This window comes from Kocuria sp. PD6 (genome assembly GCF_031844145.1).
Classification (GTDB): Bacteria; Actinomycetota; Actinomycetes; order Actinomycetales; family Micrococcaceae; genus Kocuria; species Kocuria marina.
In genome coordinates this window covers 95,329-112,317 of record NZ_JAUZUS010000005.1, presented here as the reverse complement: position 1 = coordinate 112,317, position 16,989 = coordinate 95,329, and the positions used below count along the sequence as shown (strand labels likewise).

General features: G+C 68.3%; 15 protein-coding genes, 2 tRNA genes and 1 pseudogene. 13 read left to right on the top strand and 5 right to left on the bottom strand.

Features of this window, described 5'->3' with window-relative positions; genetic code table 11:
• The first annotated feature begins 20 nt into the window (after positions 1-20).
• Positions 21-93, top strand: a tRNA-Arg gene (locus Q9R22_RS06180).
• A 96-nt stretch (positions 94-189) separates the two neighbouring features.
• Entirely contained in the window at positions 190-1,365 is a 1,176-nt protein-coding gene (locus Q9R22_RS06175; protein ID WP_131332263.1) for a DUF1524 domain-containing protein, read from the top strand.
• Positions 1,366-1,445: 80 nt separating this feature from the next.
• Here the strand turns inward: Q9R22_RS06175 and Q9R22_RS06170 are convergent, their stop codons facing one another.
• The 3 genes from Q9R22_RS06170 to upp all read right to left on the bottom strand — a co-directional run bounded on the left by Q9R22_RS06170 (position 1,446) and on the right by upp (position 3,730).
• Positions 1,446-1,967 (bottom strand): histidine phosphatase family protein, encoded by a 522-nt coding sequence (locus Q9R22_RS06170; protein ID WP_131332262.1) that lies wholly within the window; start codon positions 1,965-1,967, stop codon positions 1,446-1,448.
• Between the two features lie 93 nt (positions 1,968-2,060).
• Positions 2,061-2,861: a winged helix-turn-helix domain-containing protein gene (locus Q9R22_RS06165; RefSeq protein WP_085106103.1), complete on the bottom strand. Its 801-nt coding sequence runs from the start codon at positions 2,859-2,861 to the stop codon at positions 2,061-2,063.
• 233 nt (positions 2,862-3,094) lie between these two features.
• The gene (gene upp / locus Q9R22_RS06160; RefSeq protein ID WP_064845136.1) at positions 3,095-3,730 is read right to left on the bottom strand and encodes a uracil phosphoribosyltransferase; all 636 of its coding nucleotides are present in this window, start codon (positions 3,728-3,730) and stop codon (positions 3,095-3,097) included.
• Between the two features lie 156 nt (positions 3,731-3,886).
• Between upp and Q9R22_RS06155 the strand changes: the two genes are divergently transcribed.
• From Q9R22_RS06155 to Q9R22_RS06135, 5 genes are all read left to right on the top strand, one after another.
• Positions 3,887-4,816 (top strand): ABC transporter ATP-binding protein, encoded by a 930-nt coding sequence (locus tag Q9R22_RS06155; protein WP_131332261.1) that lies wholly within the window; start codon positions 3,887-3,889, stop codon positions 4,814-4,816.
• The gene (locus Q9R22_RS06150; RefSeq protein WP_098055112.1) at positions 4,813-6,096 is read left to right on the top strand and encodes an ABC transporter permease; all 1,284 of its coding nucleotides are present in this window, start codon (positions 4,813-4,815) and stop codon (positions 6,094-6,096) included. Before Q9R22_RS06155 ends, Q9R22_RS06150 begins: the two co-directional genes overlap by 4 nt.
• Positions 6,097-6,150: 54 nt before the next feature.
• Positions 6,151-6,819: a hypothetical protein gene (locus tag Q9R22_RS06145; RefSeq protein WP_131332260.1), complete on the top strand. Its 669-nt coding sequence runs from the start codon at positions 6,151-6,153 to the stop codon at positions 6,817-6,819.
• 6 nt (positions 6,820-6,825) lie between these two features.
• Entirely contained in the window at positions 6,826-7,308 is a 483-nt protein-coding gene (gene tadA, locus Q9R22_RS06140; protein WP_370520569.1) for a tRNA adenosine(34) deaminase TadA, read from the top strand.
• Positions 7,309-7,371: 63 nt separating this feature from the next.
• Positions 7,372-7,461: transfer RNA gene (locus Q9R22_RS06135), tRNA-Ser, on the top strand.
• 67 nt (positions 7,462-7,528) lie between these two features.
• Here the strand turns inward: Q9R22_RS06135 and Q9R22_RS06130 are convergent.
• A complete protein-coding gene (locus Q9R22_RS06130; RefSeq protein ID WP_305143007.1) occupies positions 7,529-8,302 on the bottom strand; it encodes an enoyl-CoA hydratase/isomerase family protein in 774 nt (257 codons plus the stop codon).
• Positions 8,303-8,316: 14 nt separating this feature from the next.
• Positions 8,317-9,921: a fatty acyl-CoA synthetase gene (locus Q9R22_RS06125; protein ID WP_131332259.1), complete on the bottom strand. Its 1,605-nt coding sequence runs from the start codon at positions 9,919-9,921 to the stop codon at positions 8,317-8,319.
• A 512-nt stretch (positions 9,922-10,433) separates the two neighbouring features.
• Between Q9R22_RS06125 and Q9R22_RS06120 the strand changes: the two genes are divergently transcribed.
• The 6 genes and pseudogenes from Q9R22_RS06120 (at position 10,434) to Q9R22_RS06095 (ending at position 16,978) form a co-directional block, all read left to right on the top strand.
• Positions 10,434-11,039 (top strand): hypothetical protein, encoded by a 606-nt coding sequence (locus tag Q9R22_RS06120; protein ID WP_242670568.1) that lies wholly within the window; start codon positions 10,434-10,436, stop codon positions 11,037-11,039.
• Positions 11,036-11,170 (top strand): annotated as a pseudogene (locus Q9R22_RS06115) (2Fe-2S iron-sulfur cluster-binding protein); the annotation flags it as partial. The gene Q9R22_RS06120 and the pseudogene Q9R22_RS06115, both read left to right, overlap by 4 nt.
• Before the next feature lie 44 nt (positions 11,171-11,214).
• Positions 11,215-12,297 carry an acyl-CoA desaturase gene (locus Q9R22_RS06110; RefSeq protein WP_131332258.1) on the top strand — a complete coding sequence of 361 codons (1,083 nt, stop codon included), beginning with the start codon at positions 11,215-11,217 and terminating at the stop codon, positions 12,295-12,297.
• 331 nt (positions 12,298-12,628) lie between these two features.
• Entirely contained in the window at positions 12,629-13,450 is an 822-nt protein-coding gene (locus Q9R22_RS06105; protein ID WP_131332257.1) for a thioesterase family protein, read from the top strand.
• Between the two features lie 200 nt (positions 13,451-13,650).
• On the top strand, positions 13,651-13,977 hold the full coding sequence (locus Q9R22_RS06100; protein ID WP_064845186.1) for a 2Fe-2S iron-sulfur cluster-binding protein: 327 nt from the start codon (positions 13,651-13,653) through the stop codon (positions 13,975-13,977).
• A gap of 124 nt (positions 13,978-14,101) precedes the next feature.
• The gene (locus tag Q9R22_RS06095; protein WP_131332256.1) at positions 14,102-16,978 is read left to right on the top strand and encodes an FAD-binding and (Fe-S)-binding domain-containing protein; all 2,877 of its coding nucleotides are present in this window, start codon (positions 14,102-14,104) and stop codon (positions 16,976-16,978) included.
• Positions 16,979-16,989: the final 11 nt, after the last annotated feature.

Genomic DNA, 16,989 nt, shown 5'->3' with positions numbered 1-16,989 from the left:
CCTCGGTCGTTGCTTCAGGAGCGCCTGTAGCTCAACGGATAGAGCATCTGACTACGGATCAGAAGGTTGTAGGTTCGAATCCTATCGGGCGCACTTCTTGTCGGACCCCGCATCCCCCAGGATGCGGGGTCCTTCTCATTCACCGCCGCGCCTCGGTATCAGGATCGGCTCCAGGATCGAGGTACCGCCGTGTCCCCTCTCACGACCCCCGTTCGTCGTCTCGCCCTAGGCGCCGCGGCGCTCGCGCTGGCCCTCACGGGGTGCGCGGCTCCCACCGATTCGGCGGCACCCTCCCCGTCCGCCTCCGCGACCACGGGCGCTGCGGCCCCGACGACGGCGCCCGCCGCGCAGTCACCGTCCCCCACCCGGAGCGCGGAAGACGCGACGTCCCCCGCGGCGGCGGCGTCCCCGCAGGACGCCACCGATCACGCGGCGGCCGGGACCGCGCTGGCCGCGCTCGGGGACCTGCCCGTGAAGGGGCGCGCGCCCAAGACCGACTACTCGCGGGACCAGTTCGGCCCGCGCTGGGCGGACACCGATCACAACGGCTGCGACACTCGCAACGACATCCTGCGCCGGGACCTCACGGGGATCGCCGTCAAGCCGGGGACGCACGGGTGCAACGTGAGCTCCGGGGCGCTCGAGAGCCCGTACACCGGAGAGACGATCGACTTCGTGGCCGGGCAGGCCACGAGCTCACAGGTGCAGATCGATCACGTGGTCGCACTGTCGGACGCGTGGCAGAAGGGCGCGCAGCAGCTCGACGCCGCGCGGCGCACCGAACTCGCGAACGACCCGCTCAACCTGCTCGCCGTGGACGGTTCGAGCAACAACACCAAGTCGGACGCGGACGCCGCCACGTGGCTGCCGCCGCGCACCGGCGAGCGCTGCGAGTACGTGGCCACCCAGATCGCGGTCAAGCAGCGCTACGAGCTGTGGGTCACCGACGCCGAGAAGAACGCCATGGTGCGCGTGCTCGACACGTGCCCCGAGCAGCCGCTGCCCGAAGCGCGTCCCATCCCGGATCCCGCGGACTCACCCGCGGCTCCCGTGACCGAGGCGCCGGCTGCGCAAGCGGCAGCGGCCGAGGCGCCCTCGACTCCGGAGGCGGAGGCACCGGCCCCTGTGGCACCCGCTCCGGCCGCACCCGGTGCGGGCGCGGGATCCGATCCTGCGGACGCTGCCGTCGCGGAGGCCGAGGCGCCCGGTGCGGGAGTTCCGGGCGTTCCGGGTGCGGACGTCTACTTCTCGCGGTGCGCCGAGGCGCGCACGGCGGGGATGGCCCCGCTCTACGCCGGCACGCCGGGGTACCGTCCCGGCTTGGACGGCGACGGCGACGGCGTGGCCTGCGAGTCCAGGAGCTGAGCACCGGCTCGGGGTGAACTCCACACCCGAGGGGGCTCCGCATGAGCTCCATGCCTGCGGCGCATGGAACCGTGCGGGTTCTAGACCCCCGGGGTGTGGAAGCGCGTGAGGCGGGCGTCGGCGCCGTCGAGCACGGCCCAGTCCCCGGGGACCTCGAGCACCGCGGTGCCCCCGGTCGGGAAACCCGTGGCGGCCTCCATCATGGCGTCCTGGTCCGAGTCACGAGAGGCCAGGCGCAGGACGGTGTCCAGCACCCCGGGCATGTGGGCGACCACCATGAGGGTGCGCACGGTTTCCGGGGCGTGGTTCACGGCGGCGATGATCTGCGCGTCCGTGGCGTCGTAGAGCCCGTCCCACAACTGCGGAGTGGGGGCCTTCTCCCCGAGTTCATGGCACACCCACGTGATGGTCTGGCGGGTGCGCAGCGCCGGGGACACCAGGATCATGTCCGGCGCGGCATGTTCGGCCAGCCACCGTCCCACGTCCGCGGCCTCACGGGCACCGCGCGTCAGCAGGGGGCGGTCGTGGTCCGGGACGTCCCGCGGGAAGTCCGCTTCCCCGTGCCGCATGATCACCAGGTGCTTGAGGTCGTGGGGTGCCATGGGCCCCAGTGTGTCACGGCGGGGTGCAGCCCGGTCACGGAAGCAACGCGACGGCGCGCTCCCGGGTGAGCGCGGTCTCGCGACTGAGGAGGATCAGATGGAGTACTCGGGCGCGGCCCACACGACGACCTCGGGGTGGTCGTAGAACCGGTACCCCTGACCGCGAACGGTGCGCACGGTGTTGGCCAAGCGACCCAGCTTGGAACGCAACCGCCGCACGTGCACGTCGATCGTGCGCTCGGAGGGGACCTCCTCGGCGTCGCCCCACAGGCTGTCGAGCAGCTCGGTGCGGCCCACGGTGCGGGTGCCGTTCTCCACGAGGTAGTTGAGCAGTTCGAACTCGCGGTGGGTCAGGTTCAGCAGCTCCCCGTCCAGGAACACTTCGCGGCGGGAGAGGTCGATCAACACGCCCACCCGCTGACGGTCAATCGCGCTCCCGGCACCGGCCGCGGGCAGCGGCGCAATGGGTTCGATCACCGGGTCCGAGAACGTGGGGTCACCCAACGCGCTGCGCACGACTTCGAGGTCCGTACCTTCCGCGTGCACCGGGGCGAGGGCCACGGCGGCGTAGGAATCGGACTCGGGGACCGCGGAGCTGATGAACTGGCGGACGTCCTGCACGAGCTGCACGAGGTTGATCCCGCGGTCGGCGGCGGCTTGCTCGTCCACGCCCACGTAGATCACGAAGCCGCGGGCCTCGGTGGGCTGCTGCCCCGCGCCCGGTTGACGTTCCAGGCGTGAATCGGCACCGTGTTCGGCGGCGACGGAACGCAGGTGTCGGAAATCCTCAGCGGTCCCCACCATGCGATGCGCCCCGCGGGGTCGGGCCGTGGACTGGGCTCCACCCAGTCGGTGTCGCTGCGAGATGTGGACGTAACCCGGTGCGCCTGACATTCGAACCCCTGCCTCGTGATGCCCCCGTTCCCATGAATTCCCTGGAAAACGGCATTGTCATCATGTTCTGCGACGCGCGGCTGGACTGGCAAGTAATATATGGGTTTTTTTCTCACATAGTGAGACCTACTCTTGATTCACGCGATCCCATGGCGAAATGGATTGCATTCTCGCCGAGATGGGGGGCTACTTCCCCGCTCGAGATGCTTTCCGAGAGCCGACGAGCGGGGGCCTCAGTGCGCGACGCCGTACAGGCGGTCGCCCGCATCCCCGAGGCCGGGAACGATGTACGCGTTCTCGTCCAGTCGTTCGTCCACGGACGCCAGCACCACATTGACCTCGCTGTCGTCCAGTTCCCGGGTCAACCGGTCGAGGCCCTCGGGCGCCGCCAGCAAGCACACGCACGTGATCTGTTCGGCACCGCGGCGGTAGAGGAACTTGATGGCCTCGCTCAGCGTGCCACCCGTGGCGAGCATGGGATCGAGCACGTACACCTGACGGCCCGTGAGATCGTCCGGCAGCCGTTCGGCGTACGTGATGATGTCCAGCGTGGTGTCGTCACGCGCCATCCCCAGGAACCCGACCTCCGCGGTGGGGATCAACCGGGTCATCCCCTCGAGCATGCCCAGCCCCGCGCGCAGGATGGGCACCACGAGCGGCCGCGGGTACGCGAGCGCGATCCCCTGGGTCTCGGCCACCGGGGTCCGTACCGTGACCGGCTCCACGCGCACGTCCCGGGTCGCCTCGTACGCCAGCAGTGTGACCAGTTCCTCCACCAACAACCGGAACACCGGGGAGGAGGTGTCCTTGTCGCGCAGCACACTCAGTTTGTGGGCGACCAGGGGGTGATCCAAGACAGTGACTCGCATACCTCAGAATCTAGCAGCCGCCGCAGGGCCCGCGGACGTCACGGATTCATCACACGCCGGGGAAGATCAGCCGAGGGGACGAGGACGTGCCATAGGGTCATACGGGAGACTCGACATGGTTCTGCGCACGGCAATCCTCGGAAGGGACACCTGAATATGACGGCTCCGGTTCTCGAAACGGAGAATTTGGTCAAGATCTACGGCAGAGGAGAAACCCGCTTCGACGCCCTCAAGGGCATCAACCTGGAGATCGACAAAGGCGAGTCCGTTGCGGTGGTGGGAAAATCCGGTTCGGGCAAATCCACTCTCATGCACCTGCTGGCGTTGCTGGACGCCCCCACGCACGGCGTCGTGGCCCTGGAGGGCAAGCCCACCGGGGATCTGAATGCCAAAGAAATCAACGAACTGCGCAATTCCGCGTTCGGTTTCGTGTTCCAGCAGTTCTTCCTGACTCCCAATCAGAGCGTGTTGGAAAACGTCACGCTCCCCCTGAAGATCGCGGGTGTTCCGGCCGGTGAGCGCAAACGCCGCGGCATGGAAGTCCTCGACCAACTGGACATGGCGGACAAGGCCGAGAACAAGGCCACCGATCTTTCGGGTGGTCAGAAACAGCGCGTGGTAATCGCGCGAGCCCTGATCAACGAACCCTCCGTGATCTTCGCGGACGAGCCCACCGGGAACCTGGACTCGGCAACGTCCCGGGTTGTGGAGGATATCCTCTTCGGGCTCAACCGGGACAAGGGCATCACCCTGGTGGTCGTGACCCACGATCTGGACCTCGCGCAGCAGTGCTCCCGGCAGATCTACCTCGTGGACGGGCAGATCGTACCGACCCCGGAGGCGGCCACGAACGACGTCGTCGATCGGCAGCCGCGCCGCGCCGCGCACCCGGCGGGCGCCGACGACGCCACCGGGACCGTCCGGATCACCGAGCCCACGACCGGCGAGATGATCACCCTCAGCGAGGCCGACGCCGCCGAGCTCACCCGCGCCACCCAGGAACCCGTGCGGCCGGGCAAGCACGCCGCCCCTTGGGCCACCAACACCCCACACCGCCCGACCGACCAGCCAGGAGCCACCGCGTGAAATTCCTCGATCTGCTGCGCACGGCGATCGCCAACACGTTCCGGTCCAAGGCCCGCACCATCCTGACCGTGATTGCCATCTTCATCGGTTCCTTCACGCTCACGCTGACCTCGGGCATCGGCACCGGCGTCAACGACTACATCGACAAGACCGTGGCCGCGTTCGGTAACCAGAACGCCCTGTACGTCCAGAAGGTGTCCGAGCGCTCCACCCCCGGCTCCGACCAGGAGGACGGGCCCACCGAGTACGACCCCGAGCGGGCCAATGTGCAGACGGGGTTCGGTTCGATCGCAGGGCTCACGGACGCCGACATCGACAAGATCAGGGATATCGACGGCGTGGAGTCCGTGGACCCCATGTACATGGTCACGCCCACCTACCTGGAGGCCCCCGACGGCAAGAAGTTCCAGCTGAGCCTGGGCTCCCCGGCGGAAGCGGAAGGGCTGCAGCTGGAGGCCGGTGAGGCCCCGGACCGGTCCGCGGACGAGATCCTGCTGCCCGCCTCCTGGGTGGCGCCCCTGGGCTTCGACTCCAACGAGGACGCCGTGGGCAAAACCGTGACGATCGCCATGCGCAACGCCGCCGGCGAGACCCGAGCCTTCGACGTCCGGGTCTCCGGCATCAGCCAGGCCTCCCTCGCGGGCGCGTCCACCAGCCCCATTCCCTCATCGGAGCTGAACAAGAAGCTGTACGAGTACCAGACCTCGGGCTCACCCCGGGAGATGCCCAACACGTACTTCACCGCCACGGCCAACTTGAGCGACAACACCGAGGTAGGCCCCATCAAGTCCCAGCTCGCGGACGACGACATGCTGGGCGTGACGGTCGAGGACCAGCTCGGGATGTTCCGGGCCGTGATCAACGGGATCGTGTGGATCCTCAACTCCTTCGCGATCATCGCGCTGCTCGCGGCCGGATTCGGCATCGTGAACACGCTGCTCATGTCCGTCCAGGAACGCACCCGCGAGATCGGGCTCATGAAGGCCATGGGAATGAGCGGGGGCAAGGTCTTCGGCCTGTTCTCCCTCGAGGCCATCTTCATCGGTTTCCTGGGCTCCGCGATCGGAGCCGCCGTGGGCGTGGCCACCGGCAGCATCCTCAGCGGGGTCCTCTCCAACGGGTTGCTTTCGTCGCTGCCCGGGCTGAGTCTGTTCTTGTTCGACCCGCTCAAGATCGTGATCATCATCCTCGCGGTGATGTTCATCGCGTTCCTCGCCGGGACCATCCCCGCCATGCGGGCGGCCCGGCAGGATCCCATCAATGCCCTTCGATACGAGTAATCCCCCCACACTCACGCAGTATCACTCGCACGATGCACAGGAAGGACAGTCCTCATGAGCAACGACACCCCCAACAACAACCCGCACAACCCTCCGTACGGTGACCCGGGCGCGACCCAGCCCGTGCCGCCCCAGCCCCGCGGGCAGGGCGCAGTCAACGGCGCGCCCCAGGGCCAGCAGTACGGCATGACCGGCGGCAAGTACGGCACCTCGGAGTACAACCCCAACCAGTACACCGGCACCATGGACCGCCCCTCCACGGTGGACAAGCTGCTCAAGCTGACCCTGGCGTCCCTGGGGCTCTACGTCCTCAACGGCATCATCGGCCTGATCGCGGCGAGCAGCGTGGACTACACCCAGATGTACCGCGACATGGGCCTGAGCACGGAAATGGCGGATCAGAGCGCGAGCCAGATGGCCATGACCACCGGTCCCGTCGCCAGCATCATCAGCCTGATCATCGGACTCGCGCTGTACTTCCTGGTCTACAACGGCCTGAAGAAGGGCAAGAACTGGGCTCGCATCCTGGGCACCGTCCTCGCGGCCATCGCCATCCTGAGCGGAATCTTCGGCCTGTTCGGTGTCTTCATCTACCCCGCGCCGTGGAACATCATCATGGCCATCCTGATGATCGTGAAGGTCGTGGTGGACATCCTGTGGATCGTGACCGCGTTCCGCGCCCCTACCTCCGCGTGGTTCAACCAGAACCGCGTCCAGCGCTGACACAGCGTGGCATTACCGCACACCGCCAGGTCCATCCAGCTCTCGGGCTGGATGGACCTGGCTCTGTCAGAGGCCCGCGCCACGGAAGGCACGGGGGACGTGCCGATCGGCGCCGTCGTCCTGGACCCGGACGGCCGGGTCATCGGGCGCGGGTACAACCGCCGCGAGGCCGACGGCGATCCCACCGCCCACGCCGAGGTCCTGGCCCTGCGAAAGGCTTCCCGCGCGCTGGGGTCCTGGCGGCTGGAAGGCTGCACCCTGGTGGTGACGCTCGAACCGTGCGCCATGTGCGCCGGGGCGATCGTGCTGGCTCGGGTGCCCACCGTGGTGTTCGGGGCATGGGACCCCAAGGCGGGGGCGTGCGGATCGGTGTTCGACATCGTGCGTGATCCGCGCCTGAACCACTGGGTGGAGGTCACGGGCGGGGTTCGCGAGGCCGAGTGCGCCGCCTTGCTGCACGAGTTCTTCCGGGGCCACCGCAACCCCTGAGCCGGGCCGCGCCCAGCCCTGGTTTGGAGGGGTTGCGCCCCGGGCTGTAAAGTGCTGGGAGTTGGTGACGTGTCCGAGCGGCCGAAGGTGCATCACTCGAAATGATGTTTGGTGTCAAAGCCAACGTGGGTTCAAATCCCACCGTCACCGCCAAATTTCGAGGCCCCTGCCTCCCCGAATTTCCGGGGAAGCAGGGGCCTCGTTCATGACCGGAGCCGGTTCACCCCCGGCCCGCGAAGCCGTCCACGAGGGCCACGGACTCCGGAGTCCCGGAGCGCTCGGCGATCACGCTGATCTCCTCCGCCAGGTGGGTCTCGTACTCCGCGACGACGCCGCGGCGCAGCAAGCGCTTCGTGGACCCGTAGGAACCGGCGGTTCCCGCGACGAAACGGTCCTCCACCTCCGTCAATCGCTCAGCGAACTCCTCCGCCGAAACGGATTCAGCAGCAATCCCCCACTCGACCGCTTCCGTCCCGGTGAGCCGGCGACCCCCGAGGGTCAGTTCCACCGAACGTTGATGCCCCACTGCGCGGGGCAGCAGATAGGACACACCGGTGTCCGGCGTCAGGCCGATCGCGGCGTAGGCGGCGAGCACGGTGGCGTCCTCCCGGATGAGCGCCCAGTCGGAGTTGAGGATCACCCCCAGTCCGGCCCCGGCCGCCGTGCCATTGACCCCGGCGATGATGAGCAGCCGCGAGCGCACCATGGCCAGGGCCAGATCCCGGGCCGCGGAGGCGAGTTCCCGCAGGAACCCGGGACGCTCGGTGGCCGGACGACCGGCCATGCCCTTGACGTCACCGCCCGCGCTGAAGAACCGCCCGGAACCCGTGAGGGTCAGCACGTGGACGGTGGGATCGGCTTCCGCCCGTCGCAGGGCGGACAGTGTCTCGCGCGCGAGGCCCAGGTCCACGGCGTTGCCGGTGGCCGCGCGGTCCCACACGATCCGCACCACGCCGGCTCTGTGCTCCACCCGGACGGCATCGGGGTGTTCCACGGTGTCCTCCTGCCTCATACCGGGTTCGTCCGTTCCGCCCGCAGTTCGCGCTTGAGCAACTTGCCGGACTGGTTGCGGGGCAGCTCCGCGACGAAGTCCACACGCTTGGGCACCTTGTAATCGGCCAGGCGGGCCTTCACATGGGAGCGCACCGACTCCGCGGTGAGCTCCGATCCCTCCTTGGGGACGATCACCGCCGTGACGGCCTCGATCCACCGTTCGTCCGGGAGCCCCACCACCGCGACCTCGGCGACGTCGGGCAGCTCGTAGATGCAGTCCTCGATCTCGCGAGGAGCCACCAGGACACCCCCGGTGTTGATCACGTCCTTGATCCGGTCCACCACCTGAATGTACCCCTGTTCGTCCTGCACCACCTGGTCCCCGGAACGGAACCAGCCGTTCACGAACGCGTCCGCCGTGGCCGCCGGCTTGTTCCAGTAGCCGGTCAGCAGCTGCGGGGAGCGGTACTGGATCTCCCCTGGCTCCCCGGGTTGAGCGACCCGGGCCTCGGACGTGACCACCCGCGCCTCCACGTTGAACACGGGACGCCCACACGACGCCGGACGGGCGTCGTGCTCGGCGGGTGTCAGGACGGTGCACAGGGGCCCGAGTTCCGACTGCCCGAAGCAGTTGTAGAACCCGATGCCCGGATAGCGGGAGCGCAACCGTTGCAGCACCGTGACGGGCATGATGGACGCGCCGTACTGCGCCTTGCGCAATGACGACAGGTCCCGAGTCTCGAGGTCGGGGTGATTGCTCAGCGGCACCCATACGGTGGGCGCCAGGAACAGCGAACCCACGTGCTCCTCCTCGACCAGCTGCAGGATCTCGGCGATATCCGGTTCCCGGGTCAATCGCACCGCCGCCCCCAGAGCGAGGTAGGGCAGCAGGAACACGTGCATGCCCGCCGAGTGGTAGAGCGGCATGGCCACGAGCGGACGGTCCTCCGCGGTCAGGTCCAGCGCGATGATCGCGGACGTGTACTCGGCCAACAGAGCGGCGTGCGTCATCATGGCGCCCTTGGGCGCGGACGTGGTGCCGGAGGTGTAAAGCAGCTGCAACAGATCGTGGCCGCGCACTGTCACCCGGACGGCAGCGTCGTCGGCCCGGGGATCGAGCGCGGTCTCCTGAAGCGAGGTGTCGTCGTCCTCGCCGCCGGGCAGCATGGGCAGGACGCGTTCGACGGCGCGTGCTCTCCCGGAGTCCCGGACCTGCGCCACGAGCGGCAACAGTTCGGGATCGGCAATCACCGTGGTGGCCCCGGAGTCCTCGAGAACGTACGCGAGCTCGTCCCCTTTCAGCGCGAAGTTGACGGGGACGTGCACGAGCCCCGCTTGGGCGCACGCGAGGTACAGGATCGCGTAGACGTCCGAGTTCACGCCGAACGCCGCGACGCGCGTCTCCGGGGTCAGGCCCGCATCGGCCAGGCGGCGGGTGTCCCGCCGGACCGCGTCCCCCAGCTCCCGGTACGACCAGCACCGGTCCTGGAAGAGCAACGCGGTGGCACCGCCGTTGCGCGACACGGCCCGTTGCAGCAGAGCCCCCACGGTGTCGGCGCGGGCCTCGCCCTGCGGTTCGTCCTCGGTGGATGGCGGCGTATGCGGTGCGGGATCGGTCATGGCGGGGTTCCCCTCATGGTCGGGTCCTCGGAGTCGGCGCGGATCCAGGGACGACGGCGCTCCCCGGGCCCGCGCGCGTAGTAGCCACAGTGCCTAAGTGCGGGGGTGTTGTCCAGATCACGTCGGCTCCGCGCCACATCCGCCCTCCTCGAATATCTAGTGGAGCAAAAGCAGCTCGGGGGTGCTCGGATGCTGCTTCTACTCAGTAAAAGCAGAGGGGTGCAGGGGGTGCCCACATGCTGGACGCATACTGCACGTTTACTTACTAATAGGTAGAACTGGGGTATGGGCCACCCCCGGATCAAGGGATTCTTTCGTGCAGCCGCTGGAATTCTGAGCTACCCCCAGGACCCGCGGTCCTTCGCGCAGGTCTTCGGCTCCCTGACGAGCGCACATTACACACGAGGCCGCATCACGCACGTGCGGCGCGAGACCCCCGACACCGTGACCCTGTTCTTCACCGCGGGTGAGGGTGGATCCCGCACCGGGCGGGGCAGTGGGCGCGGATCAGCGTGGAAGTGGACGGGAAGCGGATCTGGCGTCCGTACTCCATCAGCGCCCCCGAACACGGTGACCCGTCGATCACCGTCAAAGCGCAGGGCCTGGTGTCCGAACACATCGTTGAGCGCGCCGCCCCGGGCAACGTGCTCTACCTGGAACGCCCCGAAGGACAGTTCCTGCTCCCGGACACCCCCACAGAATTGCTGTTCATGGTGGCCGGTTCCGGGATCACCCCGGTGATGTCCATGCTGCGGACCCTCATGCCGCGCAGGCCGGACCACGACGTCGTGCTGGTCTACGTGTCCCGGAGCCGGGAGTCGTGCATCTTCCACGACGAGATCCTGGAACTCGCGGACCAGTTCCCGGGTCTGCGGCCGGTCTTCTGGTTCACCGAGGAACGCGGCTGCCTCGACGCCTCCGACGCCGATGCCCTGGCCGAGCTGTGTCCCGATCACGCGGACCGGGTGACGTACGCGAGCGGCCCCGACTCGTTCGTCAGCGCCGTGGAGGACCTCTCGCGCAGCCACGGCGGCCCCCCGTGGTGGAACGCTTCGATGTCACCAGGCAGTTCAGCGGCGGCCAACGCGGGGAAGTTTGGTTCACCCGTTCCGAGATGACCCTGGGAGTGGGCCCGGACGAAACCGTCCTGGAGGCCGCCGAACGCGCGCAGCACCAGCTGCCCCACGGATGCCGTATGGGCATCTGCCACAGTTGTCTGGTTCCCTTGACGGACGGGGCCGTGACCAACATCCGCACCGGTGAGCTGCACCGTGAACCCGGTCCCGTCCAGACGTGCGTGACCCGACCCGCTCCCCACGCCGCGATCCGCTGCGCCTCACGGAGGCCGAGCTCGCGGAACTCGCGGCCGATTTCGACGCCGTGCGGGACGAGGTCTTCTCCCGCCGCGGCCAGTCCGACGCCCAGTACATCCGCCGCGTGGTGGTACTGCAGCGTAGCCTGGAGATGACGGGGCGGGCCTGTCTGCTCTTCTCCCGTCACAAACCCCTGTGGTGGGCCGGTGTGGGGTGCCTGAGTGTGGGCAAGATCCTGAATAACATGGAGATCGGCCACAACGTGCTCCACGGGCAGTGGGACTGGATGAACGACAAGGAGATCCACTCGACCACGTGGGAGTGGGACTTCGTGGCGCCGTCGGCGGGCTGGCAGCGCACCCACAACGAGACGCACCACACGTGGACCAACGTGCTCGGCAAGGATCGGGACGTGGGGTACAACGTGCTGCGCATGGACCCCGATCAGCCATGGAAGCCCGTGAACCTGCTGAACCCGGTGATCAACCTGGGCCTGGCACCGGCATTCGAGTGGGGCATCGCGATCTACGACATCGAACTGGACCAGTTCCTGGCCGGCAAGAAGTCCGGGCGGGCCACGTTCGAGGACTTCAAGCGCGTGATGAAGAAGCTGGGCCGCCAGTCCGCCAAGGACTTCGTGTTCTCTCCGCTGCTGGCGTCCCTCACAGGTTCGGGGAAGGCGTCGCTTAAGGGGTTCCTGGCGGCAAACGTGATCCGCAACGTCTGGGCGCACACGGTCATCTTCTGCGGCCACTTCCCGGACGGCGCGGAGACCTTCACGGAGGAGGACGTGCGCGACGAGACTCGGGGGCACTGGTACCGCCGCCAGGCCATGGGCTCGGCGAACATCGACGGTTCACGCCTCATGCACTTCATGAGCGGGCACCTCTCCTTCCAGATCGAACACCACCTCTTTCCGGACATGCCGTCCAACCACCTGGCGCGCATCGCACCCCGCGTGCGGGAGATCTGCCGTAAGTACGGCATCCGCTACACCTCCGGCCCCCTGCCCCGGCAGGTCTTCCAGGCGTGGCGCAAGGTGTGCCGGCTCGCGCTGCCCTGACGACGCCGCCACTCTCGGCCCCGGCGCTCGCATCTACCGGCTCCGAATTCCCAGTGGAGTAGAAGCAGCTCGGGGTACCCGGATTCTGCTTTTACTCCACTGGAGCAGCCGCCCGCTGGGAGGGCCGGGCGGGTAGTTGCCGGGCGGGTGCGCGGGTCGTGAGCCCGCGGGTAGGCGGGCAACTCGTCCTGCCCGGCACGCGTCGCAAGTCCGATAGGTGTTCCCGCGACGCTCCCCTAGGGTGTATTCCGGCACACACTCGCATCGCGGGCGGCCATGTTCCAGGAACCGGACGCGGCCCCGCCCGCGGTCAGGACAGGCAGGAGCATGCATGAGTACCGAAGAAGCCCCCGGGCACCTGGGCGCCAACGGCGAGGACGTCCCGGACGCCCACTACGTGCGCACGAGCGATCACGGTTTCCGCACCACGGTGTACACGCAGGGAGCGTGGAGCCCCCTGGAACAGCACATGGCGGCGTCGTCCGGCCTGCTGGTACACGAGATCGAACGCAACCACCCGCGCGAGGACGTGCTGCCGGTGCGTTTCTCCTTCGACATTCTGGGGGTCATCCCCGGTGGTGAGATCGAGGTGCACACGCGCGTGCTGCGCCCGGGCAGGACCATCGAGTTGGTCGAGGCGACCATGAGCGCCGGCGGGCGGGACTGCATCCGGTTGAGCCTGTGGCGGCTGAAGACCTCGGACACCCAGGACGTGGCCGGCGGGGAGATCGAGCCGCTGACCCCCGTGGAGCAGTGCGAGCCGGTCAATATGTCCGAGGCGTGGGGCGGCGGGTTCATCGGCTCCGTCGAGGCACGTATCGCCCGGCGGCCCCGACCCGGCAACGGCGCGGGCTGGCTGCGGATCACCAAGTCGGTGGTCGAGGGCGAGGAGTCCTCCCCCACCGCCCGGTTCATCAGCTCGGTCGACGCCGCCAACGGGATCGCTCCGCGCGCGGAGATCGGACCGTGGGCGTTCCCCAATGTGGACCTGAGCATCCACATGTTCCGCGCCCCGGTGTCCTCGTGGGTGGGACTCGACACCCGGGTGGAGTTCGGCGGGGACGGCGCGGGCCTGACTCATTCGGAGCTGTTCGACGAGCACGGTCCGATCGGCCGGGTGGCCCAGGCGCTGACCCTGCGCCGGACGAGCTGAGAAGCCGGTGGCCCGCCAGGACTTGGGCGGGCCGGAACCGCCCGGCTCCACCGGGGGTTGAGCAGGGGCCGGGCGGGTGCGGGTCTCATCACACTTCGCCACGCGATGTCCCCGGAGTTGACGCCCGATCATAGAATGGCCGCTAGTTCCCAGTAATCCGCAACATCCGGACGGGGTAGAACCCCAGGAGGTCCAGCCGCGTGAGCAGCATCCTGATCAATGTGACCAACCGCGAGGGCGAACGCACCGAGGGCGTCGAGTGGAAGGACCACGAGACGCTCATGGAGTGCCTCACCCGCCACAAGTTCCCGATCCTCGCCACGTGCGGCGGCAACGCCTCGTGCTCCACGTGCCACTCGTACCTGGACCAGGACACGTTCGTGAAGACGGGCGGGACCAACGAGGAGGAGGAAGACCTCCTGGAGATGCTGGACGACACCCGCCACGACAACTCCCGGCTCACGTGCCAGGTGGAGTGGTCCGAGGACCTCGCGGGCGCGGAGATCACGATCGCCCCCGAGTGGTGATCGTCCGCCGCTGACGCGGTGGCAGCACGACACCGCCGCCCCGGCCCGGCGGTGTCGTCACCGGCGGCCTCGTGACCGGTGACACGAGTTGGTAACGCGGCGCCGCGTGGGTGAAAGTTGGAGCATGACTGCTCTCCGGGATGACCTCACCACACGCGCCGCTTACGTCTCGGACGCCTCGATCTATCGCCGGCTGCCGGCGGCGGTCGCGGAACCGCGCTCGGTCGAGGAGATCCGTGAGCTGTTGTCCACGGCCCGGGCGAACGGCTGGCCTGTGATCTCCCGCGGTGGTGGCACCTCCGTGGCGGGCAACGCGATCGGTGACGGGTTGGTCATCGACACCTCCCGGTACTTCAACCGCATCCTGGAGATCGATCCGCACGCCCGCACCGCCACGATCGAACCCGGTGTGATCTGCGATCAGTTGCGGGACGCCGCGAGCGAGTTCGGCCTGACCTACGGACCGGACCCCTCCACGCATTCGCGGGCCACCGTGGGCGGGATGGTCGCCAACAACGCGTGCGGTTCCCACTCGGTCGCGTGGGGTACGAGTGCGCAGAACCTCGTCTCGCTCACGGTCATGCTCGCCGACGGGCGCGAGGTCACCCTGGACGCGGGCGGCACCTCGGACGCCGCACTGGATTCCCAGCTCACCCAGTTGCGGGACCGGCACCTGGCCATGCTGCGCACCGAACTGGGCCAGTTCCCCCGCCAGGTCTCCGGGTACGGACTGCACTACCTTTTGAGCGAGAACGGTTTCGACGTGGCCAAGGCGTTCGCCGGGACCGAGGGCACGTGCGGGATCATCACCCGACTCACCGTGAAACTCGTGGCCAAGCCGCGCTTCACAGCGCTCGCGGTACTGGGTTTCACGGACGCGATCGCGGCGGCCACCGCGGCCCCGAAGTTCCGCATCCGGGGAGTCACCACGATCGAGGGCATGGGCTCGGACCTGCTGGACGCCCTGCGCACCCGCCCCGGTCAGGAGAACGCGGGCCGTGAGCTCCCCGAGGGCGGCGGCTGGCTCTACTGCGAGGTGGGCGCGGACACCCAGGAGGCCGCGTTCGAGGCCGCCCGGGCGCTGCCGGGACTCGTCGAGGAGACCGTGGTGGATTCCGTGGTCGTGGGCGATCCCGCCGAAGCCCGCGCCCTGTGGCGCATCCGCGAGGCCGGTGCGGGGATCGTGACCCGCTTGCCGGACGGCGGCGAGGCGTGGCCCGGGTGGGAGGACTCCGCTGTGCCCCCGCAGCACCTGGGCGCCTACCTCAAGGACCTCTACGCGCTGCTGGACGAGATGGACCTGCGCGGTATCCCGTTCGGCCACTTCGGCGAGGGCTGTGTGCACATTCGGATCTCCTTCGATTTCAACACGGACGAGAGCGTGGCCCACTACCGCCGGTTCATCGAGCGGGCCGCGGAACTCGTGCACCGCTACGGCGGCTCGGTCTCCGGGGAGCACGGGGACGGCCGTGCCCGCTCGGAGCTGCTCAGTACCATCTACTCCGACGAGGCACGCGGCGCCTTCGCCCGATTCAAACGGATCTTCGATCCCGACAATTTCTTCAACCCCGGGGTCGTGGTGGATCCCGAACCCCTCGACCGGGGCATCCGCCCGGGTCCCGGCGCGCGCACGTTCGAGCTGACCCCGGTCCACGCGTTCTCCGCGGACGACGGCTCGTTCGGCCAGGCCATCAACCGCTGCGTGGGCGTGGGCGCATGCCGCTCGGACTCGGGGGCCATGTGCCCGTCCTTCCACGCGACCCACGACGAGGTGCACTCGACCCGCGGGCGCATGCGGTCCCTCGCCGAGATGCTGCGCGGCGAGCACATCACAGACGGGTGGAAGTCCAAGGAGACCTACGAGGCCCTGGACCTGTGCCTCTCGTGCAAGGCGTGCGCCACGGAGTGCCCCGTGAACGTGGACATGGCCACCTACAAGGCCGAGTTCCTGCACCACCACTTCCGCCAGGGCCTGGGCTCGTTCGTCGGCAAGGACCGCCGGCCCATGGCGCACCTGACCATGGGGTGGATGCCGTGGCTCATGAAGCTCGTGACCAGGGTCCCCGGTTCGCTGCGCGCGGTGAACTTCCTGGAACGCTTCCGTCCCATCGAGGAACTGACCAAGAAGCTCGGCGGCATCGAACCGAAGCGGCGGATGATCCGCTTCAACGACACCCCGCTCACGTCGTGGTTCAAGACCCGCACCCCACAGGGCGCGGTGGCGCGCGGAGGCGGCCGCGCGGCGTCGTCGGCGGAGAAACCGTCCGTGGTGCTGTGGCCGGACACGTTCACGAACTTCTCCGCAGACGGGCCCGGCAAGGCCGCCGTGGCGGTGCTAGAGGCCATGGGCTACCGCGTGCTCATGCCCATGGGAAACGTGTGCTGCGGACTCACGTGGCATTCCACCGGGCAGTTGGACATGACCCGCCGGACCCTGCTGCAGACCCTGGACGTGATGGAGCCGCTGCTCGAGGCTGGCTACCCGATCATCGGGCTGGAACCGTCCTGCACGGTGATGCTCCAGCACGACATCACCGAGCTGCTCCCGGATGACCCGCGCGCCCACAAGGTCCGGGCCCTCACGGTCACGCTCGGTGAGTTCAGTGCGCGCCACGCCGAGGACGGCGGGGACTGGCCGTTCGACACGCTCGAGACCCACGCGGGACCGGGCACCGCGGTGTGCCAGGTGCACTGCCACGAGAAGGCCCAGGGCGACTTCACGCCGGAACTACGCGTGCTCGAGAAGCTCGGGGTGGACACCGCCGTGGTGGGCGGTGGCTGCTGCGGTCTCGCCGGCAACTGGGGCTTCGAACCAGGTCACCACGAGATCTCCCAGACCCTCGGGGAACGCAACCTGTTCCCCGCGATCCGTGCCGCGGGGCCCGGTTCGATCGTGCTCGCGGACGGTTTCTCGTGCCGCACGCAGATCGCCCAGGGCACCGACGCGGAAGGAGTTCACCTGGCACAGGTGATGTATGCCGCATTACGCGCGGAAAAGTAGCACACTGTTGC